General features: G+C 69.4%; 21 protein-coding genes, 1 tRNA gene and 2 pseudogenes. 14 read left to right on the top strand and 10 right to left on the bottom strand.

Annotated elements, in window-relative coordinates; genetic code table 11:
* Positions 1–8: 8 nt before the first annotated feature.
* A pseudogene (locus OIC96_RS46195) lies at positions 9–308 on the bottom strand (L-tyrosine/L-tryptophan isonitrile synthase family protein); the annotation flags it as partial.
* Between the two features lie 80 nt (positions 309–388).
* Between OIC96_RS46195 and OIC96_RS46190 the strand changes: the two are divergent.
* From OIC96_RS46190 to OIC96_RS46165, 7 genes and pseudogenes are all read left to right on the top strand, one after another.
* A complete protein-coding gene (locus tag OIC96_RS46190) occupies positions 389–1,135 on the top strand; it encodes a helix-turn-helix domain-containing protein (protein WP_330302068.1) in 747 nt (248 codons plus the stop codon).
* A 274-nt stretch (positions 1,136–1,409) separates the two neighbouring features.
* On the top strand, positions 1,410–1,952 hold the full coding sequence (locus OIC96_RS46185) for a DUF1707 SHOCT-like domain-containing protein (protein ID WP_330302069.1): 543 nt from the start codon (positions 1,410–1,412) through the stop codon (positions 1,950–1,952).
* 497 nt (positions 1,953–2,449) lie between these two features.
* Positions 2,450–3,328 (top strand): hypothetical protein, encoded by an 879-nt coding sequence (locus OIC96_RS46180; protein WP_330302070.1) that lies wholly within the window; start codon positions 2,450–2,452, stop codon positions 3,326–3,328.
* A gap of 142 nt (positions 3,329–3,470) precedes the next feature.
* Complete coding sequence (locus OIC96_RS46175) at positions 3,471–4,022, top strand: SMI1/KNR4 family protein (protein WP_330302071.1); 552 nt, start codon at positions 3,471–3,473, stop codon at positions 4,020–4,022.
* 473 nt (positions 4,023–4,495) lie between these two features.
* Positions 4,496–4,569 (top strand) — tRNA-Met (locus tag OIC96_RS46170).
* Between the two features lie 329 nt (positions 4,570–4,898).
* Positions 4,899–5,189 carry a hypothetical protein gene (locus OIC96_RS50010; RefSeq protein WP_406501245.1) on the top strand — a complete coding sequence of 97 codons (291 nt, stop codon included), beginning with the start codon at positions 4,899–4,901 and terminating at the stop codon, positions 5,187–5,189.
* Positions 5,185–5,412: pseudogene (locus tag OIC96_RS46165) on the top strand (IS701 family transposase); the annotation flags it as partial. The gene OIC96_RS50010 and the pseudogene OIC96_RS46165, both read left to right, overlap by 5 nt.
* A gap of 77 nt (positions 5,413–5,489) precedes the next feature.
* Here the strand turns inward: OIC96_RS46165 and OIC96_RS46160 are convergent.
* Entirely contained in the window at positions 5,490–6,020 is a 531-nt protein-coding gene (locus OIC96_RS46160) for an AAA family ATPase (RefSeq protein WP_330309952.1), read from the bottom strand.
* A gap of 13 nt (positions 6,021–6,033) precedes the next feature.
* Positions 6,034–6,639: an AMP-binding protein gene (locus OIC96_RS50005; RefSeq protein ID WP_406501246.1), complete on the bottom strand. Its 606-nt coding sequence runs from the start codon at positions 6,637–6,639 to the stop codon at positions 6,034–6,036.
* A 258-nt stretch (positions 6,640–6,897) separates the two neighbouring features.
* On the opposite strand from OIC96_RS50005, the gene OIC96_RS46150 reads away from it, so the two are divergent.
* Together OIC96_RS46150 and OIC96_RS46145 are read left to right on the top strand one after the other, a co-directional pair.
* Entirely contained in the window at positions 6,898–7,638 is a 741-nt protein-coding gene (locus OIC96_RS46150) for an SDR family NAD(P)-dependent oxidoreductase (protein ID WP_330302073.1), read from the top strand.
* A gap of 323 nt (positions 7,639–7,961) precedes the next feature.
* Positions 7,962–8,411: an iron chaperone gene (locus OIC96_RS46145; protein ID WP_330302074.1), complete on the top strand. Its 450-nt coding sequence runs from the start codon at positions 7,962–7,964 to the stop codon at positions 8,409–8,411.
* A 399-nt stretch (positions 8,412–8,810) separates the two neighbouring features.
* Here OIC96_RS46145 and OIC96_RS46140 read toward each other — a convergent pair whose 3' ends face one another.
* Positions 8,811–9,686 carry a PhzF family phenazine biosynthesis protein gene (locus OIC96_RS46140; protein ID WP_330302075.1) on the bottom strand — a complete coding sequence of 292 codons (876 nt, stop codon included), beginning with the start codon at positions 9,684–9,686 and terminating at the stop codon, positions 8,811–8,813.
* A 120-nt stretch (positions 9,687–9,806) separates the two neighbouring features.
* Between OIC96_RS46140 and OIC96_RS46135 the strand changes: the two genes are divergently transcribed.
* A complete protein-coding gene (locus OIC96_RS46135; protein WP_330302076.1) occupies positions 9,807–10,634 on the top strand; it encodes an SDR family oxidoreductase in 828 nt (275 codons plus the stop codon).
* A gap of 313 nt (positions 10,635–10,947) precedes the next feature.
* Positions 10,948–11,706: a PIG-L family deacetylase gene (locus OIC96_RS46130; RefSeq protein WP_330302077.1), complete on the top strand. Its 759-nt coding sequence runs from the start codon at positions 10,948–10,950 to the stop codon at positions 11,704–11,706.
* Between the two features lie 208 nt (positions 11,707–11,914).
* Here OIC96_RS46130 and OIC96_RS46125 read toward each other — a convergent pair whose 3' ends face one another.
* On the bottom strand, positions 11,915–12,268 hold the full coding sequence (locus OIC96_RS46125) for a VOC family protein (protein WP_330302078.1): 354 nt from the start codon (positions 12,266–12,268) through the stop codon (positions 11,915–11,917).
* Positions 12,269–12,337: 69 nt separating this feature from the next.
* Entirely contained in the window at positions 12,338–13,213 is an 876-nt protein-coding gene (locus OIC96_RS46120; protein ID WP_330302079.1) for a class I SAM-dependent methyltransferase, read from the bottom strand.
* Between the two features lie 308 nt (positions 13,214–13,521).
* Between OIC96_RS46120 and OIC96_RS46115 the strand changes: the two genes are divergently transcribed.
* The 3 genes from OIC96_RS46115 to OIC96_RS46105 all read left to right on the top strand — a co-directional run bounded on the left by OIC96_RS46115 (position 13,522) and on the right by OIC96_RS46105 (position 15,950).
* Positions 13,522–14,019 carry an N-acetyltransferase gene (locus tag OIC96_RS46115; protein ID WP_330302080.1) on the top strand — a complete coding sequence of 166 codons (498 nt, stop codon included), beginning with the start codon at positions 13,522–13,524 and terminating at the stop codon, positions 14,017–14,019.
* A 370-nt stretch (positions 14,020–14,389) separates the two neighbouring features.
* Positions 14,390–14,803, top strand: a complete 414-nt coding sequence (locus OIC96_RS46110) for a YciI family protein (RefSeq protein ID WP_330302081.1) — start codon at positions 14,390–14,392, stop codon at positions 14,801–14,803.
* A 1-nt stretch (position 14,804) separates the two neighbouring features.
* Entirely contained in the window at positions 14,805–15,950 is a 1,146-nt protein-coding gene (locus tag OIC96_RS46105) for an RNA polymerase sigma factor (protein ID WP_330302082.1), read from the top strand.
* Between the two features lie 271 nt (positions 15,951–16,221).
* On the opposite strand, the gene pflA is transcribed toward OIC96_RS46105, so the two are convergent.
* The 4 genes from pflA to argF form a co-directional block, all read right to left on the bottom strand.
* Complete coding sequence (gene pflA, locus OIC96_RS46100; protein WP_330309953.1) at positions 16,222–16,959, bottom strand: pyruvate formate-lyase-activating protein; 738 nt, start codon at positions 16,957–16,959, stop codon at positions 16,222–16,224.
* 5 nt (positions 16,960–16,964) lie between these two features.
* Positions 16,965–19,223, bottom strand: a complete 2,259-nt coding sequence (pflB, locus tag OIC96_RS46095; protein ID WP_330302083.1) for a formate C-acetyltransferase — start codon at positions 19,221–19,223, stop codon at positions 16,965–16,967.
* Positions 19,224–19,370: 147 nt separating this feature from the next.
* Positions 19,371–20,294 carry a carbamate kinase gene (locus tag OIC96_RS46090; RefSeq protein WP_330302084.1) on the bottom strand — a complete coding sequence of 308 codons (924 nt, stop codon included), beginning with the start codon at positions 20,292–20,294 and terminating at the stop codon, positions 19,371–19,373.
* Between the two features lie 3 nt (positions 20,295–20,297).
* Positions 20,298–21,302 (bottom strand): ornithine carbamoyltransferase, encoded by a 1,005-nt coding sequence (argF, locus tag OIC96_RS46085; RefSeq protein WP_330302085.1) that lies wholly within the window; start codon positions 21,300–21,302, stop codon positions 20,298–20,300.
* Positions 21,303–21,376 lie beyond the last annotated feature (74 nt).

The raw sequence follows: 21,376 nt of genomic DNA, 5'->3' as shown, positions 1-21,376 counted from the left end.
GCTCATCGCATGGAGAGGCGTACCGCGTGGGGGTGGTGCTCGGCGATCAGATCGCCCCAGGCTCGGCTGAGCTGGATGACGCCGTAGGCGCGCTGGAGGGCGGAGCGGGTGCCGGGGCGGTCGGCGGTGTCCTCGACGAGGAAGCGGGTAATGCCTCGACAGAGGGCAAGTGCCTGTCCGTCTGCACGGGTTCCGGCACGCAGGGCGTCCAGGGCGGGGGCGTGGCGATCGTGGACAAGGGCGCGTTTCGTGTCGTGCGGAAGGTCGCCGAGTACGTGCCGGAGGTCGAGGACGGACAGTGTGTGGAGTGTTGTCTCGAACGCAGCCCGCTGCGGGGTGCCGACCGGCCCAGCGGACCGGCAGGTGATCGCCACTCTACGCTGGCGGCATGACGGGATATCCGGGTTTCGGAGTGCTGCTGGCCAAGTTGTCCGATCGCAGAGACCTGGACATTGGCGCCCTGGCACGGCGAACCGGAGTCTCCGAACCCGAGATCCAGGACGTGTTGGACGGCGTCGTACCGACCCCATCGCTGCTCCGACAGCTCGGACCCGCACTCGGTCTGCACGCCGAAGACATATTCGTGTTCGCCGGGGTGACCGTTCCGGATGACCTGGCTCCCCTGGACGCGGAGGCCCGGAGGTGGGTCCCGTATGTCGTGAAACATGCGGTAGGTCTCCCACCGGAGAAGCGGAGCGAGTTGCGCCACCTCGTCCGGTCGTTGCCACAGCGCGAGTTCATGCAGTCTCCGCCGTTCCCGCAGCTCTATGACCCGCCTGCTGGGCCGCCCGGGGCCCTGCTCGTCCGCATGCTCCGATACCGGAACCTGGATTGGATGGGCACGGCCAGGACCTTTCTCCTCCTGACCGGCCGGTACTGGTCCGCGGCCACGTACGGAATGGTCGGCGCCGGCCGCAAGGAGCTCAGTCGCGATCTTGTTGCCGATTTCGGGACCGTGCTGGGCATCCCGGCCGGCGATCTGGCCGCTCTGACCGGCATCACCCTGTCCGAGGAGCCGCACACCCCGGAGCCGACGGCGGCCGATATGACCGATCTGATCTGGGACCTGCGACGCCTGACCGCCGACCAGGTGCGGCACGCCAGCGAGGCGGCAGCATCCATGTGGCCGATGTGACCACGCAGAAGAAGGGCCGCATGCGGGTGCCGCGCAAGCACGTGGAGACGGTAGACGGGGAGGTGATCCGGCTGGGGTCGTTCGTGGACAACAGCCGCCGCAAGGCTGCGAAGTTGAGTGTGGAACCCCGCGCTGATCCAGTGCTTGGACCGCATAGGTTCGCCGGGTTGGGCGATCAAGGCCATGATGTCGAGTGGCCTACCTTCCTGTCGGATGCCTTGCCGCGACGGACCTCGGCGCGTTCGCATCGCCGGTGCGGCACTAGAGTGAAATGGTGACCTCTCTGCCAGAAGACCCGACGCGACTGACCAGAGAAGACGACCGCGACTCGGCCGTGCAACGCCTGCAGGAGGCGTACGCCGAAGGGCACATCTCGCACGAGGAGTTGGACGAACGCCTCCACCAGTTGCTCACCGCGAAGACGCACGGCGAACTCGTGTCGGCTCTGGCCTCGCTCCCAGAGGAGAATGCGGGCACCACGTCCACGATTGCCGTCGCAAGCGGACGGATCCAGCGGCGCGGCGTATGGCGGGTACCTCGGATCCTCAAGGTCGAGTCCGCATTCGGAAGGGTGCACTTGGACCTGTCCCGGGCGGTCATCGAGCATCCGGTAGTCGACATCGAGTTGCAACTCGGCACCGGCAAGGCCAAGATCACGGTGCCTCGCGACGCGATCGTCGACGCCGAGCATCTGCGCACCGGGTGGAAGGACTTGCTCTACAAGCCCCGGCGACGCTCCCGCCCCGGCGGGCCGAGGATCCGGATCTCTGGGACCATGGGGTTCGGGCGGTTGAAGATCCGCCACGCGCGGCGTTGAGGCCCCAACCGACGCCGGCACCATCTGCCCGGCACCTCTTCGGCCCACTGCCGAATTGATCGGGTGGGGTAGAACCCGGGCAGGGTCCGTGCCGAACTCAGGCGGCACGCATCCACTGCGCTTCCCGGCGTCCCCCGGCCGGGCAGCCGAGCTGTCCGGCATCGCGCACGGCCCCGCCGTCGCGCGCGTAGAGCGCTGTGGCGCCCGATCCGTGCGGGTGAGACGTGTCCGGCCGATCACGCACCTCGCCAAGTGGCCAACGACTGAGGCGGGCCTGATAGATGCAGGGGAGATGAGCCGGGCCAGGCGGCACGCTGTTGTGGCGTTCAGGGGATTTTGCCGTAATCCGCATCACCCCGTTTGGGCCGTGTCCGGCGGGTGGCGTCTCGGGGGGAGAGATGGTGGTTCAGTCACCCACGCCCGCTCGGTCCCGAAGTCGTACGACGGCTGCCTCACGGGAGCTTTCGCGCTATGGGCCGTTCGCGGCGGCATATGCCGTGTTCCAGTCGCTGGTCGGTGTGCTGCCGGAGACGATTTCCGGCGCGAGCGCACGGTATGCGCTGGCCATGTGTGCGGGACTGTCGACCGGCATCATCGTGCGTCTAGCGGCCCTCGTGGCACGTCATCGTTCCGAGCAGCGCGCGACGCCGGAGCCGGGGCAGCAGACCGCCCCGTTCGTCGGTCTGTCCAGGCTTGTCGATGGCACTACCGCCGCACTGCTTGCCAGTTGCTCCACCGTGGACGACCCGGAGCGGGGGCGTCTGACCGGCTGGTCCCATTTCCTGGAGGAAGGGGAGGCCGGGGAGCCGCCGACGGCCATTGGTACGGCTTATGGACTGCATACCGTGCTGACGCTCGGCGCCACGGACGGCCGGCTCGCGCCTTCGGAACTGGTGGAGACGCTATGGCGGTTGCGGCTGCCCGACGGCGGGTGGGCGGCCCGGACCGGCGCTGGCGTCGGCCGCCCGGAGGTGACCGCCCTCGTGGTCGGGGTCCAGTGCCGGCAGTCGCGCGAGCAGGGTGTGCGCTGGTTGCTCACCGCGGGCAGTCTCGACAACCGCGTCGAGCACGTAGGGCGTTCGCTTGCCCCGCCCCAGCGGGGCCATGATCACGCGGTGATGCGGCATTTCACGGCCGCCTGGGTCGCCAGGGCCCTGCTCAGTACCCCTGCCGGCTACCTGACCGGTGACGCGGAGAGCGAGCAGCGCCGGGTCGACCGGCTCGAGGCCTCGCTAGCCGCGGTCTGGCGGTCGCAGCGGGACGGGGTGTGGGGATGGGAGGACGACCGGTACTTGCGGCCGATCTGGATGACCTATCAGGGCCTGTCCGTGCTGCGGTCGCCGGAACTGTGCGGTTGGACGCCCCCTCATGACTGATCGCCCAAGCCGAAGCGGTCCGACCGGACACCGCGCGCCGAGCCGCACTTTCGTATGACCACGCCCTGGGTTTCAGCAGCTCATGCTGCGGATGGCGGAGGTACGGCGTAGGGGGTGCGGACGCCATTGTTACGGTCGCGGGATGGAGAGCTGGGACGAGGACGGCGTACGCGCACGGATACGGGAGATGGCGGCACAGGACCCGGGGCGGGAGCGCTTCGGGGCGGACACGCACGGCTACGAGCTGACGCCTCCGCTGCCGGAGACGGAGATCCGGGCGTTCGAGGAAACTCACGGCATCGATCTGCCAACGCAGTACCGGTCCTTCGTCGCGGAGGTAGGCAACGGCCGCGCCGGTCCCTGCCACGGGTTGATGCCATTGACCGTCCCCCGCCCGGAGGCCGACGAGGAGTGGGCCGTGGACGACGAGTGGGAGCAGGACCGGCGGCTGGGCCGGCTTGCCCGGCCGTTCCCACTCACCGAACCCCTGCCCGGCCGGATCAACCCACTGACCGATGCGCTGCCCCAGGGCACACTCATGCTGGCCGAACAAGGCTGCGGCATCTTCATCCGGCTGATCCTGAACGACCCGCGAACCGGCGAGATCTGGCAGATCGATCCGGACTGGGGCGGCTTCGTCCCAGTGAGCCCCGACTTTCGCACCTGGTACACCGACTGGTTGGAGAGCCCGTGACCGCGTGTCACGCCGGGGGTGTCGGTTTTGCGAGTGGGGCCGCTGTGGCCTCCTGCCTCCACCACTGTTCCGTGCGCTCGGCGGCACAACGTGGCGTTGACGTTCTGCTGGTGCGGCAGGTGGAGTTCCGTGTCCAGCGTCCAGCCGTGCCCGACCGCCTGCCCCCGCTCGCGCAGCGCCTCCAGGACGGGCAGCGACTTCTCCCAGTTCTTCATCCACTCCCCCGACGGTGTGCGTCCGTACGCGTTCGCCGACCGTAGACGTCGATGCCGGTCTGGACAGTGCCAAGGCGGGGAAGGCCAGCCCATCCGGGGAATCCGTCCGGCGCTCAATGCACTCTCGGTAGAAGCCCGCGGATTCACGGCCTGGCCGCCGACGAGGAAGTGGCGGCCTCGACCGCCGACGCCCCTCGTGGCGGGCAGGCGATCATGGTCTCGGGGCCGGGATAGTTGGCGTAGGGTGGAGCCATACGACGCGGGGTGGAGCAGCTCGGTAGCTCGCTGGGCTCATAACCCAGAGGTCGCAGGTTCAAATCCTGTCCCCGCTACTGAAGCCTGAGGGGCCAGCACGATGTGCTGGCCCCTCAGGCGTATCCAGCCCCGGGGCACACGGCGTTGCAGCACGCACGTCGGGCGGGCCGAGCTGCGCTGTGGGCACCGCAGTTGGACTACTCACCATCGGGATCGCACACAGGTACCGGGTGAAGTCGTCGAGAAGGTCAGCCAGGATGCCCCCCGTAGGATCCGGGCATGAGCAGCAAGGGGTGGGGGGTCCTCTCTGGGCTGTGCTTCGCTGGTCGCCCTCGGCTGGGGGGCGGCCGGGCTTGTCGAGGGCGGGTGCGACTGGCATTACGACGGCCAACGAAGCGCGTGTGGGGTGCCGGACGGCTACGGCTGGTATGCCGCCGTCTTCGTCGTCGCGGCCCTTTCGTTCCCGCCGCTGTGCTGGACGGTGATCCGTACCGACGACTGGCGACCGTCGTTGGGGATTTCTGTCGGTGCTGCCATTGCCTTGGGGATCACTCTGTCCACGGGCACCACCCGAGGATTCTTGATTCTGGCGACGGTGGAGGCGGCCATCGCCGTGGGAGTGCCGTTGATTCTCAGAAGGGTCGGGCGCAAGAAGGCGCGGGCGAAGAAGATGAGCAGGAACTCCACGCCGACCTGAACGCCGGGCCGCGGGCCTGGACGAGGACATCGTCTTCGCGACCAAACCGGAGCCGGCCGCCCGCATGATCGGCCGGTTCATCGACGCCGGGCACTGCGTGGGCTGGGTCGCGGGGGACGAGGTCTACGGCGGCAACCCGACGCCGCGGTCCGCGCTGGAAGAGCGTCAGGTCGGCTACGTGCTCACCGCTGCCTGCTCAGCTGAAGTCACTACCGTTGCCGGGTAGTTCAGCATGGACGCGAATTCCGATTAGGCCCCTGCGGGAAGCGACCGGAGGGCACGACCGGCCTCCTGGCGCTTCTACGAGAGCGCCCGGAGGCCGGCCAGGCCGGTGTCGAGCATGATGCGATCGACGGTGGCGGCGAGGGTACTGTCGGCGCCGATCACGGTCTCGGTTCCGCCGGGCAGGAGATCGAGTTCCCGGTACCAGTCGCGCAGATCCGTCTCGCCCACTTCGCCGGCGATCGGCTTGCTGGCATGGCGGGCGAGAGTCTCCGCGAACGGCACGTGCAGGTAATAGCTGTGGGTCGGACCGCGGTGGTCCGCGCGCAGCTGCGCGAGCATGTCGCCATAGTGGTCGGTGTACAGGATGCCCTCCAGAACGACGTGATACCCGGCGTCCAGGGCATAGCGGGCGACGGTGTCGATCAGCCCCACGTTCACCGCGCCCGGCCGGTCCCGCTCGCGCAGCACGACCCGGCGAAGGTTGTCCTGGCCGACCAGGGCCAGGCCCCGGCCGAACTTCTCGCGGAGGCCTCCCGCGACGCTCGACTTGCCCGACGCGCTGTTGCCCCGCAGGACGACCAGCCGGGTCTCTTCCGTGCCCACCATCACGGCGACCAACCTACTGGCAACCGATGACATTGCCCGTCCGCTCACGACGACGGCCCGAACACGCGGTTTGGGCTCCGCCAAGAAGGCGTGGGCGCGGTGGCCGCCGAAATGGTCTGGCAGCTGTATGAGCACGAGGGAGAGGTCCTGCTTGGCGGTGCCGGTGGGCAGCAGCTCGGGCGGGGCCCACCGGGCGGTGGGGGTGACGGCCGGGGCGTTCTGCAGGACGAACCCGATGTCGGCGAGGCCGTCGAGGCCGAGCCGGGCGGCCAGCCGGTCGAAGGGGAGGCGCTGGTGGGCCAGGACGCGGAAGATGCGTGGCGTGGCCGTCGAGGGGCAGGTAGGAGGCGCCGGTGCGTACGACGCCGAGGAGTGCGACGACGAGGTCGGCGCCCCGGTCCAGGTCGAGGGCGACCACGCTCCCGGGGCCGATGCCGTGTTCGGCGAGGCGGGCGGCCATGCGGCCGGAACTCTCCCACAGGCGCCGGTAGTTGAGTTCGCGGCCGGTGGGTGCCTCGCGTACGGCCAGCGCCGCGGGCGCCTCCCGTACCCGCTCGGCGACCAGGCGGTGAACTCCCCCGTTGCCGACGCCAGTTGACCGGACGCGTGGCGCACCCATGAACCCCCCTCATGTTCTGTCGCGGATCACCCGAGCTCTCACCGGGCTCGAGGAAACGACCGAATCGCCCCGGACGTACGGGGGCCGCGGCAACCGGAAAGCAGGGTGCGACGGTCGGGCCACATTGCCCGGATTCGCATGGGTTCCCAGGGAAGGGATTCCACTCAACTTCCACATTGCGGAAGATCAATTCCGTCTTACGGTAGACTGTGCTTCGCGTCTCGACACGTCAACGATCAATCACTCAAGGGGGCGTAAATGATGGACAGCCGCGTCGCACTCATCACCGGTTCGTCGTCAGGGATCGGAGCCGCCGTCGCCCGGCGGCTGGCCGCGGAAGGCTTTCGGATCGTCGTCAACTCGGCCCGGAGCGAGGTGGCGGGGAAGGATCTCGCGACCGAGTTGCCGGACGCGGTGTACGTACAGGGAGACGTGGCCGATGGTGCGGACGCCCGGCGGATCGTCCAGGCCGCGATCGACGCCTACGGCCGCCTCGACATCCTCGTGAACAACGCGGGCACCACCCGCTTCATCCCGCTGGACGACCTGGAGGCCGCGGACGTCGAGGTCTGGCGGGAGATCTTCGACGTCAACGTCTTCGGCGCATGGCAGCTGACCGCCGCCGCCGTCCCGCATCTGAGGAAGTCCGACGCCGCCTCGGTCGTCAACATCTCGTCCGTCTCAGCCACCCGCGCCCTGGGCAGCTCCGTCCCCTACGCGGTGAGCAAGGCCGCGCTCAACCACATGACCCGCCTGCTCGCCTCCCAACTCGGCCCCGACATCAGGGTCAACGCGGTCGCGCCGGGCCTGGTCGACACCCCCTGGTACGACGAGGCCGAGCAGGTCTGGGAGAGCTCCCGGGAGTGGATCACCGCGAACACCCCGCTGCATCGCGTCGGCACGCCCGAGGACGTCGCCGAGGCGGTGAACTACCTCACCAACGCGGCGTACACGACCGGCGACGTCCTGACGGTGGACGGCGGTCGCCACATCGTCTGACGCCGACGCCCCGCCCCTGGAGAGCAGACGGCCCCCGCGGCCGACGGCCTCCGTGGTTGTTGTCCTCGGCGGCGTGGCTTCGGGTGGACGCTCGGCACCAAAGCCGGATGCCCCGTGAGCGCAGAGCGGAGGGTGCGCGGATCCGTGCCCAGCGCCTGGGCAATGGGCAACGGCCTCTGCCCCGCACCGACATGACGGTGCAGATCATCGATATCAAGATCAGAGGTGAGCAGACAGGAGAAACGCTCCCGGCTGTCAGTGGGCCAAGATATGGTCCCCTCGCAAGATCCCGCACATCAAGATCTTCAAGGGGGAACTCCGCCATGAGCAACACCGACAGCACGCACGGGGGATTCACAGCCGAGGAGCGGGCCGCGATGAAGGACCACGCCAAAGAGCTGAAGACGGCGGCCCGCCGCAGCTCGCGCGCGGACAAGGCGGCGGAGGCGGAGCGGGACGTGCTCGCGAAGATCGCCGAGATGCAGGACTCGGACCGGATCATGGCCGAGCGCGTCCATGCCGTCATCACAGCCAGCGCGCCGACCCTCGCGCCGAAGCTCTGGTACGGGATGCCCGCCTATGCGCTGGACGGCAAGGTCGTCTGCTTCTTCCAGAGCGCGGAGAAGTTCAAGGCGCGCTACGCGACGCTCGGGTTCAGCGACCAGGCGAAGCTGGACGACGGCACGATGTGGGCGGCCGGTTTCGCCCTGACCGGGGTGACGGCCGACGTGGAGGCGCGGATCGGTGCGCTCGTGAAGCAGGCGGTGAGCTGAGGCGCGTACCCGGTGAACGGGCTGGGCCTGCGGCACCTTTACGTGCTCGGCGGCCTGGCGCACGTTGTGGCCGCGGGCACCGGGGGGAACGGCAACGCCGGACCGGTGACCGTACGGGCAGCTCGTGTTGGGGGTCGGCATCGTGTTTCGTGAACCTCACGGACAGCCTGGAACACCCACGCCCAGAGGACTTCCCGACAGTCGGGACCATGCTCGACGAGAAGGAAATGCCTCCCGGGGACTCCTGAAGTCCGCCGAAGTCATCCGCGAAGAGCTCGCGCGGACAGGTGCGATGGAGCACCCGGGAGTGGATGAGGCACGGGCCCGGCGATCACGGAATTGCGATCCTCCGTGACCACTGGGGAGATCTGTGCCCGCACTGCCGTCATGGCTGACGCTTCAGCTGATACGAGTTCCTGCGCCGCTGACATGGACGCGCGGGTCTCCCGCGCGCAGCGTCACGGTGAGCTCGCCGGGGCGACCCAGGTCCTCGCCCTGATGCAGGGTGAGGACGGCGTCCTCGGGGACCAGGCCGAGCTCACGCGCGTACGCACCGAACGCGGCGGCCGCGGCGCCGGTCGCCGGGTCCTCGACGACGCCGCCGACGGGGAAGGGGTCACGGACATGGAAGACGGTGGCCGACTCCCGCCATACCAACTGGACCGTGGTCAGGTCCAAGCGGCGCATCAGGGCTTCGAGGCGCGCGAAGTCGTACGCGAGATCCGCGAGGCGGGCACGCGTCGCCGCCGCGAGGACGAGATGGCGGGCGCCGGCGAACGCGATACGGGGCGGGAAGGCCGGGTCGAGATCGGCTACCGGCCAGCCGAGCGCGGCGAGCGCCTCATCGAGGTCGGCGTCGGCGATCTCCTCGATGTGCGGCTCGACACTGGTGAGCGTGGCCCGGAACGTCCCGCCCTCCTCGGCCACCTCCACCGGCACGGTGCCCGCCCGCGTCGCGAACACCAGCTCCCCGGAGCCAATCCGCTCGGCAAGCGCGACGGCGGTCGCGACGGTGGCGTGCCCGCAGAACGGCACCTCGGCCTTGGGGCTGAAGTACCGGACGCTGTACGCCCGTCCCTCCTGGCCGCCGAGGCCCTCCGGGGGCGCGGTCAGGAACGCGGACTCCGAGTATCCGAGATCGGCGGCGATGGCCAGCATGTCACTGTCGTCCAGGGCGCTGGCGTCCAGAACGACGCCGGCGGGGTTTCCGCCGGCGGGGTCACTGGAGAAGGCGGTGTATCGCAGCACCTCGGGGCGGGGCTCATTCGTCGTCATGCTCGCGGCAACACCGGGCGGGCCCGGGGCCATTCCCGGATGGCTGTGTACGCGAGTTGCGGCTCTGGCTCAACTTCTGTGGTGCTTCCTCTCGGCACGGCCCGGCTAGGGTGTCGCGTCGTGACGGTTTTGATCGTTGGTGGTTCCGGGTTCTTGGGTGCCGAGCTGGTCCGGCAAGCGGCAGTGGCCGGGGACACGACGGCCGCGACCTACGCGACCAGGCCCGGGAGCACTCAAGAGGTCGCGTGGCACGCCCTCGACCTGCGGGATCCCGGCAGCGTGGAAGCGGTCGTGGCCGAGGTCAGCCCTCGTGTCATCGTCAACGCATCGAGCGGTAAGGCGGACTGGACGGTCACGGCCGAGGGTCCTGTCCGTCTGGCGATGGCTGCGGCGAAGTCCGGCATCCGGCTGATCCATGTCTCCAGTGACGCCGTGTTCTCCGGCGCCCGCGTCCACTACGACGAGTCCTGCCTACCCGATCCCGTCACCCCGTACGGGGCAGCGAAGGCCGCGGCGGAGACAGGGGTTCTTCTCGTTCATCCGGACGCCGTGGTCGCCCGCACCTCGCTGATCATCGGCGACGGGCAGTCCGTACACGAACGTGCTGTGCACGAACTTGCCGCCGAGCCCGGTGCCGGCGTCTTGTTCACAGACGACATCCGTTGCCCGGTGCATGTGGCCGACTTGGCCGCAGCTCTCATGGAACTCGCGTCGAAAGATGCGAGCGGCATCCACCATCTCGGTGGCAATGAAGCCCTCAGCCGTCACGAACTCGGCATCCTCATAGCCAGGCGCGACGGACTCGACCACTCCCGACTGCCCACGGGTCTGCGGGCAGACAGCAAGCTTCCCGGGGGCCTCGACGTACGCCTCGACAGCCGCGCGACCCAGCGCCAACTGCGCACCACGCTGCGCGGCGGCCACCAGTTCCTCACCCCGGCGGCTTGAACGCCCGGAGCCCGGCGGCTCGCTGTCGCAGATCAGGCACGTGATCCGCTGAGCGCTGACGCACCACCACAGAACTTGGGCCAGACCCCGAGGTGCGACCGTCGTATCAACGCGAGAATGGGGGTCGTACTCTCGCTTGATTACCCGATGCACGCGACTTCGAGAGTCACTCGCCTTCACCGGCCAACCGGCTTGTGAAACGTAGCGGTGGCAAGGCCGACAGCCCGGTCGATTGTGGAGGTCCGCACGCCGAACTGGGCGCGTCATCAAGGCATACGATCAGGCGCTCTTCGCTCTGGAAGGTGATCTGTCGATGCCGGTGCCGAGTCTGCTCGCGGTCTTCGCTCACCCGGACGACGAGTCCCTGTGGTCGGGCGGAGTGCTTGCCCGGCACGCGGCCGCAGGGGCTCGAACTGCGGTTGTTACGGCGACCTGGGCCGCTCACACTCAGCGCGGCGCGGAACTGGCCGAAGCGCTTCGGATCCTCGGCGCAGACGAGCCTCGCATGCTCGGTTACGCCGACGCCTGGGCACCTCAGTCAGCTTCGGGCAGCGTGCGGTTCTGCGATGCGCCGCTCGATGAGACGGTGGGGCGGTTGGTCGCGCAGGTGCGGGAGTTTCGTCCGGAGGTCGTGGTCACCCACGACGCCTACGGTGGGCTGACCGGTCATCCGGACCATGTGCACACCCACCGGGTGACCACGCTCGCAGTCCAGGCAGCCGGACTTGAACGGCTCTATCCGGGTGCGGGTGACCCCTGGCAGCCGAGCGCCCTCTACCTGGCCACGCACCCGCACTCGGCTGTACGGACGCTGAGCGACCTGGCCCGTGCCGGGAAGGCGATGAACAGTGTTCCGGACGAGCGGATCACCGCGACTGTCGATGTCAGCCCTTGGCTGGAGCAGAAATGGGCTGCCGTGCTGGCCCATCGCACCGAGGTGGAGCGAGGGGCCGCACCGGGTCTGCTCGCGGGCCTCCCGGAAGCCGTCCGGGAGCGGATTCTCTCCACCGAGTGGTACATCCGCCAGGACACCGTCTCCCCCGTGGCAGATCAAACCGAACTGACAGCCTGAACATGACGGGCCGCAGTGATGACCAGCAGTCTGACGGACTCGCATCGCGCCACCCACCGTGGCGCGAGTTCGGTGACAAGCTCGACAAGGCGTCCCCGTGACAGCCCGCAGAAGGCGAATGGGGACATGGCCGCACAGGCCTGACCATGGTTCACACCTCGACAACCTGGTGGGCCACCAGCACGTCACCGTCTGCGTGAAGACGCGGTCAGGCTGGCTGCCACAGCTCGACCCGATTGCCCTCAGGATCGGTGACCCAGCCGAATCGACCGACACCCTCCATGTCCTGCGTCTCTTCAGCCACGTCCGCTCCCTTGGCGCGCAATTGCGCGAGCATCGCTTCCAGGTCGCGGACCCGGAAGTTGAGCATGGTCTGCTGGGCGCGGGACCCGAAGTAGTCGCTCTCGGACTCGAACGTCGCGAACACCGTCAGCCCGGCGTCCTGACGCCACAGGCCGTTCTCATCGGCGTCCAGGCCCAGGCAATCGCGGTACCACGCGCCCAGGGCCACCGGGTCGGCGGCCCGCAGGAAGTAGCCACCGACTCCAAGCACACGTTCCATGCCGCCATCTTGCCAGGGCGGTGATCGGGCGTGGTGGCACCACACCATCGCCCGCTTCGCACTCCCGTCTCAATCGCGGGGGAACTCGTACGTCGTCGCCACGAGCAGTTCCTCTGCGCTGGACGTCCGAAGACGGTCCGTCCTGTCGGCGAAGTAGCGCTGGTTGAGCATGGCCGCCGACACATGCCGGGCCTCTTTCAAACCCATGTCGCGGGCCAGTGCCAGCATCTCCTGCGGGGTGAAGAAGCTGATGAAGGGCGTCCCTGATGCTCGGGCGCCGTGCTCCGCCGCCTGGCGCATGGGGCGAGCCTCCTCATCTACGAGCTCCAGCGGCGGCATGAACGACATGGCCAGCGTGGAACCGGGGGCGAGCACTGCCACCTGGCGCAGTGTGGCCGCGTTCGCGTCCTTGGTGAGGTACATGGAGACGCCCGTGGAGGCCACCACCGCCGGTTGCCCCGCGTCGAAGCCGGCGGCCACCAGCTGCTCCCACCACGAGTCGCCCGCTTCGAAGTCGACCGGCACGAGCCGCAGCCACTCGGGGACACCGAAGCCGAGCTCCATCAGGCGCTGCCGCTTCCAGGCCTGCGGGCCGGGCTGGTCGACCTCGAACACCCGTAGGCGGGAGGCGATCTCCGGCCTGCGCTGCGCGAAGGTGTCCAGGCCCGCGCCGAGGATGACGTACTGACCGACGCCCCGACCGACCTGCTCGACGACCAGATCCTCGACGAAACGAGCCCGGGCCACGATGCCCGCCCGAACGCGCCTCATGGCGTGCGGGTCCATGTCCGGGCGGCGGCGCCAGCCGTCGTCCGGGGCCGCCAGCCGCAGGCCGACCTCGTCCTCGAGCACGTGTGGCGGCGGATCGACCTGGACGTGCATGGCCCGCCACAAGGCGACCCGCTCCGCCGTACTGTCCACCGCCGCAGCTTGCTCGTCGCCCATGATGATGTCCCCTCCCGTTGCAGGTCGTCCCTCGTACTTCGCAACGCTAGGCAGGCGGATGCTTACGGCGCTTCTTCAGAATTGCGGTTCGATCACCGGCTCCAAGGTCGGCTTCTCCGTGGCCCAGAACGTCGCAGGCACCAGCGTGACTTAGCCCCATCACCAACGCCGCAGGCCACCTCCGCACGGTCCAGGACAGATAGCAACGCCCGCTCTCCCCCTCGCCGAGGCGGAGCCCGGTGGTCGTCCGCCGTAGCGCCCCCGCCGCCTGGATCGTCCCGCGTCGACCGGCTGTAGCCTCGGCCCTTATGAGTTGGCTTCCTGGGGACTTCGTCCACCCCGTCTACGTGCCCGTGCCCGACACCGCGCTGCATCTGCGGCCGATCCGGGAGGCGGACACCGCGATCGACTACCCCGCCGTGATGGGCTCCCGAGAGCGCTTGTGGGAGATCTTCGGCCCGGCCTGGGCCTGGCCCAAGGAGACGATGACCTATGAAGAGGACCGCATCGACTTGCTGCGGCACGAGAAGGAGATAGCCGCGCACCAGTCGTTCAACTACGCGCTGCTGGACGAGGAGGAGACGGCGATCCTCGGCTGCGTCTACATCGACCCGCCCGAGCGCACCGGCTCCGACGGCGAGGTCTCCTGGTGGGTGGTGGACGACCTCGTCGGCGGCGAGGTGGAGCGCGCGCTCGACGCGCTGGTGCCGCAGTGGATCGCCGCCGACTGGCCCTTCCAGCAGCCCCGTTGTCTGGGCCGCGACATCACCTGGCAGGACTGGCTCGCGCTGCCCCGCGCCTCGTGACGAGGTGAGCACTGCGACGGCTGACGTGCGGCCACCGTGAGATCACCGGTTCGCCCCGAGCCGTCGCGCCATCGCCGACGCCGTGGTGTCGTCGAGCCTCAACAGACTGACGGCCCTGCAGACCCTGTCCACCACCGATGTCGGGATCGCGGGTGACAGATTCGGTTGCCCGGTCACTGCTGATCTTGGAAGGCCTCGTTCCGTCTCGCCCTCGCGCCACGCCGTGGACCCGGACACCACGAGACGGCTCACCCGGGTTCATCCGCGAGAGCCAAAAAGAGTTTGGCGGCGATGTCGAGAACCCGTGTCCGGCTCCGTCCCCGCAGTGAACGCGACCACAATGGGTCGCACAGCACCGAGGAGAACCACGATGGCCAAGTACCTGCTGCTCAAGCACTACCGAGGCGCCCCGGCCGCGGTCAACGACGTGCCCATGGACCAGTGGACGCCGCAGGAGATCTCGGACCACGTGCAGTACATGAACGACTTCGCGGCACGGCTCGAGAAGACCGGCGAGTTCGTCGACGGTCAGGCGCTCGCCCCCGAGGGGACGTTCGTCCGGTACGACGGCGAGGGCCGCCCGCCGGTCACCGACGGCCCGTTCGCCGAGACCAAGGACCTCATCGCCGGCTGGATGGTGATCGACGTCGACAGCTACGAACGCGCCGTCGAGCTGGCCGGGGAGCTGTCAGCCGCCCCCGGGGCGGGCGGGAAGCCGATCCACGAGTGGCTCGAGCTGCGCCCGTTCCTGGGCGTGCAGCCCAACACCATGGAGTGCCACTGAAGTGAACGAGGTCCTGCTCCGGAGCCTCACGCCGGGCGTGCTCGCCATCCTCGTCCGCCGCGGAGCCGATTTCGCGGCGGCCGAGGACGCCGTGCAGGACGCGCTGGTCGAGGCGGTCCGCGTCTGGCCGGCCGACCCGCCGCGGGATGCGAAGGGCTGGCTGGTCACCGTGGCCTGGCGCAAGTTCCTCGACCAGGCCCGCGCGGACTCCGCCCGCCGCCGGCGTGAGGACCTCGTCGACGAGGAACCGGCGCCAGTTCCCGCACCCGCGGTGGACGACACGCTCCAGCTCTACTTCCTGTGCGCCCACCCGTCGCTGACGCCGTCGTCCGCGGTCGCGCTCACGCTGCGCGCCGTGGGCGGGCTGACCACCCGCCAGATCGCCCAGGCGTATCTGGTGCCCGAGGCGACCATGGCGCAGCGGATCAGCCGGGCCAAGCGCACCGTCTCCGGCGTGCGGTTCGACCAGCCCGGCGACGTCGCCACCGTGCTGCGCGTCCTCTACCTGGTCTTCAACGAGGGCTACTCCGGCGACGTCGACCTCGCCGCCGAGGCCATCCGGCTCACCCGGCAGCTCGCGGCAGCGATCGACCACCCCGAGGTGGCGGGGCTGCTCGCCCTCATGCTGCTCCACCACGCGCGGCGCGCCGCCCGGACCGCGCCCGACGGCAGCCTGGTGCCGCTCGCCGAGCAGGACCGCGGCCTGTGGGACACCGCGTCGATCTCCGAGGGCGTCGAGATCCTGCAGGCGGCCCTCGCCCACGACCGCCTTGGCGAGTTCCAGGCCCAGGCCGCCATCGCGGCACTCCACGCCGACGCGCCCACCGCCGAGGAGACCGACTGGGTGCAGATCGTCGAGTGGTACGACGAGCTCGCGCGCCTGACCGACAGCCCGGTCGTCCGGCTCAACCGCGCGGTGGCCGTCGGCGAGGCCGACGGACCGCGCGCCGGCCTCAACGCACTCGCGGCGCTGGACGACTCACTGCCCCGCCACACCGCGGTGGCGGCCTACCTCCACGAGCGCGACGGCGACCTGGCGACGGCGGCACGGCTGTACGCCGAGGCGGCCCAAAAAGCACCCAACCTCCCCGAGCGCGACCACCTGACGCGCCAGGCCGCCCGGCTCAACGCCCGTCGGTGTCGCTGACGGGTCCCGCTCGGACTTTCCCGCGCCACTGGCGCGGCCCCATGGCCAGAGCGGCTGCCTCAAAGTGGCAGGCGGGTCGGGACCAGCTGCACGACGCGTTGCCGACGGGGAAGCTCGGCGACGACGACATGCGCGCTGGAGGCAGCGTGTCTCCACAGACCAGAAGATCCGGCCTAACCCCCGCGCTTCAATCCGGCAGAGCCCCTGCGCTTCAATGGCGCACGCCCCCCCACCGTGCCCTCCCGTCGTCGACGACCCCAGTTCTCAGGCCTCAGTAGGCGGTGAGCCCGTGTTCCCTGAACTGCTCACGGACGCGCTCCGTCAGCGCCGGGTCGGGAACCGGGTTGTCCCGCAGCGGGAAGGGGACCCCGAGAGCCTCGTACTTCGAGGCGCCCAGCTTGTGGAACGGGAGGACGTCCACGCGGTCGACGTTGCCGAGACCGGCGACGAAGCGGGCGAGCCCGTTCACGGCCTCCGGATCGTCGGTCCAGCCGGGGACGAGAACGTAGCGGATCCACACCGCGATGCCGAGGCTGTCCAGGCGGGTGGCGAAGTTGAGCGTGGGGGCCAGTTCTCCGCCGGTCAGCTTCCGGTAGGCGCGAATGTCGAAGGACTTGATGTCCAGGAGTACCAGGTCCGTGTCGACGAGGAGTTCGTCGGAGGCGCGCTCGCCGAGGAAGCCGGAGGTGTCGAGTGCGGTGTGCAGCCCCACCTCCTTGCAGCGGCGGAGGAGTTCGGCGGTGAAGGCGGGCTGGAGCAATGGCTCGCCTCCCGTGATCGTCACCCCTCCCCCGGCCGTGGTGACGAAGCCCCGGTACTTCTCGGTCTCCGCCATCACCTCGTCGACCGTGACCTCGCGGCCGTCCCGCATGTGCCAGGTGTCGGGGTTGGCGCAGTACAGGCACCGCAGCGGGCAGCCGCTGGTGAAGAGGACGAACCGGGTCCCGGGACCGTCCACGCCGGTGGACAGGTCCCAGGAGTGGATCCGGCCCGTCGTCACGACCTTCATCGCGCTCACAGCGATCCGTGGAAGGTGCGGCTGATCACGTCGAGCTGCTGCTCACGGGTCAGACGGACGAAGTTGACGGCGTAGCCGGAGACGCGGATGGTCAACTCCGGGTACTTCTCGGGGTGTTCCATCGCATCCTCCAGCGTGGTCCGGTCCAGGACGTTGACGTTCATGTGGAAGCCGCCGGAGGCCGTGTACGCGTCGAGGATGCCGACCAGGTTCCCGGCCCGCTCGCCGGGCGCGTGTCCCAGGCCCTCCGGGGTGATCGTCGTCGTCAGTGAGATGCCGTCGCGGGCCTGCTCGTACGGCAACTTGGCGACCGACAGGGCGGAGGCGGCCACACCGTGCCGGTCACGCCCGTTCATGGGGTTGGCCCCAGGTGCGAAGGGCTGTCCGGCGCGCCGGCCGTCGGGGGTGTTGCCGGTGTGTTTGCCGTAGACGACGTTCGAGGTGATGGTCAGTACGGACTGGGTGTGCTCGGCGTTCCGGTAGGCCGGGTGCTTGCGCACCTTGGCCATGAAGGACTCGACCAGGCCGGCCGCGAGGGCGTCGGCGCGGTCGTCGTTGTTCCCGTACGCCGGCCAGCCGCCTTCGGTCTCGAAGTCGACGGCCAGCCCGGTGTCGTCCCGGATCACCTTCACCCGGGCGTATTTGACGGCGGACAGGCTGTCGGCGGTGACCGAGAGACCCGCGACGCCACAGGCCATGAAGCGGTGCACCGGGTGGTCGTGCAGCGCCATCTCGATACGCTCGTAGGCGTACTTGTCGTGCATGAAGTGGATGACGTTGAGCGTGTTGACGTACGTCCCCGCCAGCCAGTCCAGCATGCGGTCGTACGCCGCCGACAGCTCCTCGTAGTCCAGGTACTCCCCGGTCAACGCGGGTGCCTGGGGAGCGATCTGCTCGCCGGTCAGCTCGTCCCGGCCACCGTTGATCGCGTACAACAGGGCTTTGGCGAGGTTGACCCGTGCCCCGAAGAACTGCATCTGCCTGCCGACCGCCATCGCCGACACACAGCACGCGATCGCTGTGTCGTCCCCGGTGCGCGGGCGCGTCAGCTCGTCGGACTCGTACTGGACGGCGCTGGTGTCGATGGAGACCTGGGCACAGAACTCCTTGAAGCCCGCGGGCAGTCGGGGCGACCACAGCACGGTCAGGTTGGGTTCAGGGGCCGGGCCGAGGTTGTAGAGGGTCTGCAGGAAGCGGAAGGAAGTGCGGGTGACCAGGGGACGCCCGTCCGTGCCGATGCCGCCCAGGGACTCCGTCACCCAGGTCGGATCGCCGGAGAACAGCGCGTCGTACTCGGGGGTGCGCAGGAACCGTACGATCCGCAGCTTGATCACGAAGTCGTCGATCAGGTCCTGGGCGCGGGACTCGTCGAGCATCCCCTCCTCCAGGTCCCGTTGCAGGTAGACGTCCAGGAAGGTGGAGGTGCGGCCCAGCGACATGGCGGCGCCGTTCTGTTCCTTCACGGCGGCGAGATAGCCGAGGTAGAGCCACTGCACGGCCTCGCGGGCGGTGGTCGCGGGGCGGGAGACGTCGCAGCCGTACGAGGCCGCCATCCGCGTCAGTTCGTCCAACGCCCTTATCTGCTCGGCCAGTTCCTCCCGGTCGCGGATGACGTCGGACGTGGACGGCTGTGCGTCCAACCGAGCGCGCTCCGCGTGCTTGGCCTCGATCAGTCGGGCGGTGCCGTACAGCGCCACGCGCCGGTAGTCGCCGATGATCCGGCCGCGGCCGTAGGCATCGGGCAGTCCGGTGATGATCCCGGCCTTGCGGGCGGCGCGCATCTCGGGTGTGTAGGCGTCGAAGACACCGTCGTTGTGGGTCTTGCGGTAGGTGCCGAAGACGCGGGTGACGAAGGGGTCGGGCTCGTAGCCGTATGCCTTCAGGCTGTTCTCGACCATCCGCAAGCCGCCGTTGGGCATGATCGCGCGCTTCAGCGGGGCGTCGGTCTGCAGGCCGACGATCAGCTCCCGCTCACGGTCGATGTATCCGGGCGCGTGCGAGGTAATCGTCGACGGCGTCCTGGTGTCGACGTCCAGGATGCCCCTGCGCCGTTCCTCCGGGAACAGGGCGCTGACCTTCTCCCACACGGTGCGGCTGCGGTCCGTCGGGCCGGTCAGGAAGGCCGCGTCGCCCTCGTACGGGGTGTAGTTGGCCTGGATGAAGTCGCGTACGTCGACGCGCTCGCGCCATTGCGTTCCGGCGAAACCGCGCCATGCCTCGGGCGCACGTGTCCCGGCTGTCACTGTCGCTGTCATCGCCGGTTCTCTCCCTTGTTCCGCACTGGAATGTCTCCCTTTCCATACTCGTGCGACACGATCGCCGTCAGGAGGGGCCGGGCAGGGCCCACGGCCCCGCCGTCCGGCCCACCCGGCGGGGCCGTCCGGCCCCCTTGTCACGGGCACTCACGCGGCGGACAGATCCGGCCGGACGAGGGTGCCCGAGCTGCCGTGGACGATCTCGTACGCCGCGTCCAGGGATCCGATCGCGGCCAGTCCTCCGGTGTGTTCGACGAACCGGGCGGCGGCCTCGGTCTTGGGGCCCATGGAGCCGTCGGGGAAGCCGCCGCGGCGCAGCTCGGCTGGGGTGGCGCCGAGGACGGGCCGCTGGTCGGGAGTGCCGTAGCCGTCGTAGACGCACGGCACGTCGGTGAGGATGAGGAGGAAGTCCGCCTTCAGGTCCTCGGCGAGCAGCGCCGCGGTGAGGTCCTTGTCGATGACGGCCTCTGCCCCGGTGAGTGCGCCTGTGTCGTGGTCGGCGGTGACGGGGACGCCTCCGCCGCCGGCGCAGATGACGAGCGTGCCGCTGTTCAGCAGTTCGTGGACGGTGTCGGTCTCCAGAACGCGTTCGGGTGCCGGGGAGGGGACGACGCGGCGCCAGCCGGTGGTGTCGGCGGCGATGCGCCAGCCGCGTTGGCGGGCGAGCGTGGACGCGATCTCGTAGGGGTAGACCTGGCCGACGAACTTGGTGGGGTGGTCGAAGGCGGGGTCGTCGGCCCGGACGAGGGTGTGGGTGACCAGCGCGGCGATCCGCCGTCCGGGCAGGGCGTCGTGCAGGGTGCGGGCCAGCAGGGAGCCGATCATGCCCTGGGTCTGGGCGCCGAGCAGGTCCAGCGGGTAGGGGGCGCTCAGCGCGGGGTCGGCGGCGCTCTCGACGGCGAGCAGGCCGATCTGGGGGCCGTTGCCGTGGGTGATGACGATCTCGTGTTCCTGGGCGAGGGCGGCGATCGCGGTGGTCACCCGGTCGATGTTCGCCTCCTGGACGGCCGCGTCGGGGCGTTCGCCGCGGTGCAGCAGGGCGTTGCCTCCGAGGGCGATGACGATGCGCATGGCTCAGTCCTCCAGAGTGGCGACGAGTACGGCCTTGATGGTGTGCAGGCGGTTCTCGGCCTGGTCGAAGACGACGGAGGCGGGTGAGGAAAAGACCTCGTCGGTGACTTCGAGGCCGTCCAGACCGTAGGTGTCGAGCAGTTCGCGGCCGAGGTGGGTGTGGTGGTCGTGCAGGGCGGGCAGGCAGTGCATGAACTTCACGTCAGGGTTTCCGGTGAGGGCGAGGGTCTTGTCGTTGACCTGGTAGGGAAGCAAGAGTTCGATGCGCTCGCGCCAGGTGGCGGCGGGTTCGCCCATGGAGACCCAGACGTCGGTGTGCAGGAAGTCCGCTCCGCGTACGGCGGTCTCGACGTCCTCGGTGAGGGTGATCCGGGCCCCGCTGTCTTCGCCGAGCGCGCGGCAGGCGGCGACCAGTTCGGGTGCCGGCCACAGCGCCTCGGGCGCGGCGATCCGTACGTCCATGCCGAGCAGGGCGCCCATCGACAGCAGCGAGTTGCCCATGTTGTTGCGGGCGTCGCCGAGGTAGCAGTAGCTGATCTCCGGCACTGGTTTGGGGCTGTGTTCGTGCATGGTGAGGACGTCGCACAGGCTCTGGGTGGGGTGTGCGGTGTCGGTGAGGCCGTTGTAGACGGGGACGCCGGAGTGGGCGGCGAGTTCGGTGACGATCGACTGGGCCGCGCCGCGGTACTCGATGCCGTCGAACATCCGGCCGAGGACGCGGGCGGTGTCGGCGATGGACTCCTTGCTGCCCACGTGGGTGTCGCCGGGGCCGAGGTAGGTGGTGGCGGCGGCGCCCTGGTCGGCCGCGGCGACCTCGAAGGCGCAGCGGGTGCGGGTGGAGGTCTTCTCGAAGATCAGCGCCAGGTTCTTGCCGGTCAGCCGGGGCTGTTCGGTGCCGGAGCGCTTGGCCGCCTTGAGGTCGGCGGCCAGGTCCAGGAGGTGGTGGATCTCGGCGGCGGTGAAGTCGAGTTCGCTCAGGTAGGAGCGTCCTCGCAGGTCCGTGGTCATGGGATTCCTCGCTGGTGCGGTGGGAGCGGGCGGGTGCCTGGGTGTCGTCGGGGCGTATGGCCGTGTCGGTGCGG

It is taken from the genome of Streptomyces sp. NBC_00775, assembly GCF_036347135.1.
Lineage (GTDB): Bacteria > Actinomycetota > Actinomycetes > Streptomycetales > Streptomycetaceae > Streptomyces > Streptomyces lutosisoli.
Note: the sequence above shows the minus strand (reverse complement) of the source record. Positions and strands in the feature narration are given on the sequence as shown.

Bases quoted from the DNA above. Each gene is read 5' to 3' on its own strand.
- OIC96_RS46115 (WP_330302080.1), top strand. From the start codon at position 13,522: ATGAGTTGGCTTCCTGGGGACTTCGTCCACCCCGTCTACGTGCCCGTG.
- OIC96_RS46140 (WP_330302075.1), bottom strand. From the start codon at position 9,686: ATGACGACGAATGAGCCCCGCCCCGAGGTGCTGCGATACACCGCCTTC.
- OIC96_RS46110 (WP_330302081.1), top strand. From the start codon at position 14,390: ATGGCCAAGTACCTGCTGCTCAAGCACTACCGAGGCGCCCCGGCCGCG.
- OIC96_RS46130 (WP_330302077.1), top strand. From the start codon at position 10,948: ATGCCGGTGCCGAGTCTGCTCGCGGTCTTCGCTCACCCGGACGACGAG.
- OIC96_RS46090 (WP_330302084.1), bottom strand. From the start codon at position 20,294: ATGCGCATCGTCATCGCCCTCGGAGGCAACGCCCTGCTGCACCGCGGC.
- pflA (WP_330309953.1), bottom strand. From the start codon at position 16,959: ATGAAGGTCGTGACGACGGGCCGGATCCACTCCTGGGACCTGTCCACC.
- OIC96_RS46150 (WP_330302073.1), top strand. From the start codon at position 6,898: ATGATGGACAGCCGCGTCGCACTCATCACCGGTTCGTCGTCAGGGATC.
- OIC96_RS46125 (WP_330302078.1), bottom strand. From the start codon at position 12,268: ATGGAACGTGTGCTTGGAGTCGGTGGCTACTTCCTGCGGGCCGCCGAC.
- OIC96_RS46145 (WP_330302074.1), top strand. From the start codon at position 7,962: ATGAGCAACACCGACAGCACGCACGGGGGATTCACAGCCGAGGAGCGG.
- OIC96_RS46120 (WP_330302079.1), bottom strand. From the start codon at position 13,213: ATGGGCGACGAGCAAGCTGCGGCGGTGGACAGTACGGCGGAGCGGGTC.
- OIC96_RS46160 (WP_330309952.1), bottom strand. From the start codon at position 6,020: ATGGTGGGCACGGAAGAGACCCGGCTGGTCGTCCTGCGGGGCAACAGC.
- OIC96_RS46175 (WP_330302071.1), top strand. From the start codon at position 3,471: ATGGAGAGCTGGGACGAGGACGGCGTACGCGCACGGATACGGGAGATG.
- OIC96_RS50005 (WP_406501246.1), bottom strand. From the start codon at position 6,639: ATGGGTGCGCCACGCGTCCGGTCAACTGGCGTCGGCAACGGGGGAGTT.
- pflB (WP_330302083.1), bottom strand. From the start codon at position 19,223: ATGACAGCGACAGTGACAGCCGGGACACGTGCGCCCGAGGCATGGCGC.
- OIC96_RS46190 (WP_330302068.1), top strand. From the start codon at position 389: ATGACGGGATATCCGGGTTTCGGAGTGCTGCTGGCCAAGTTGTCCGAT.
- argF (WP_330302085.1), bottom strand. From the start codon at position 21,302: ATGACCACGGACCTGCGAGGACGCTCCTACCTGAGCGAACTCGACTTC.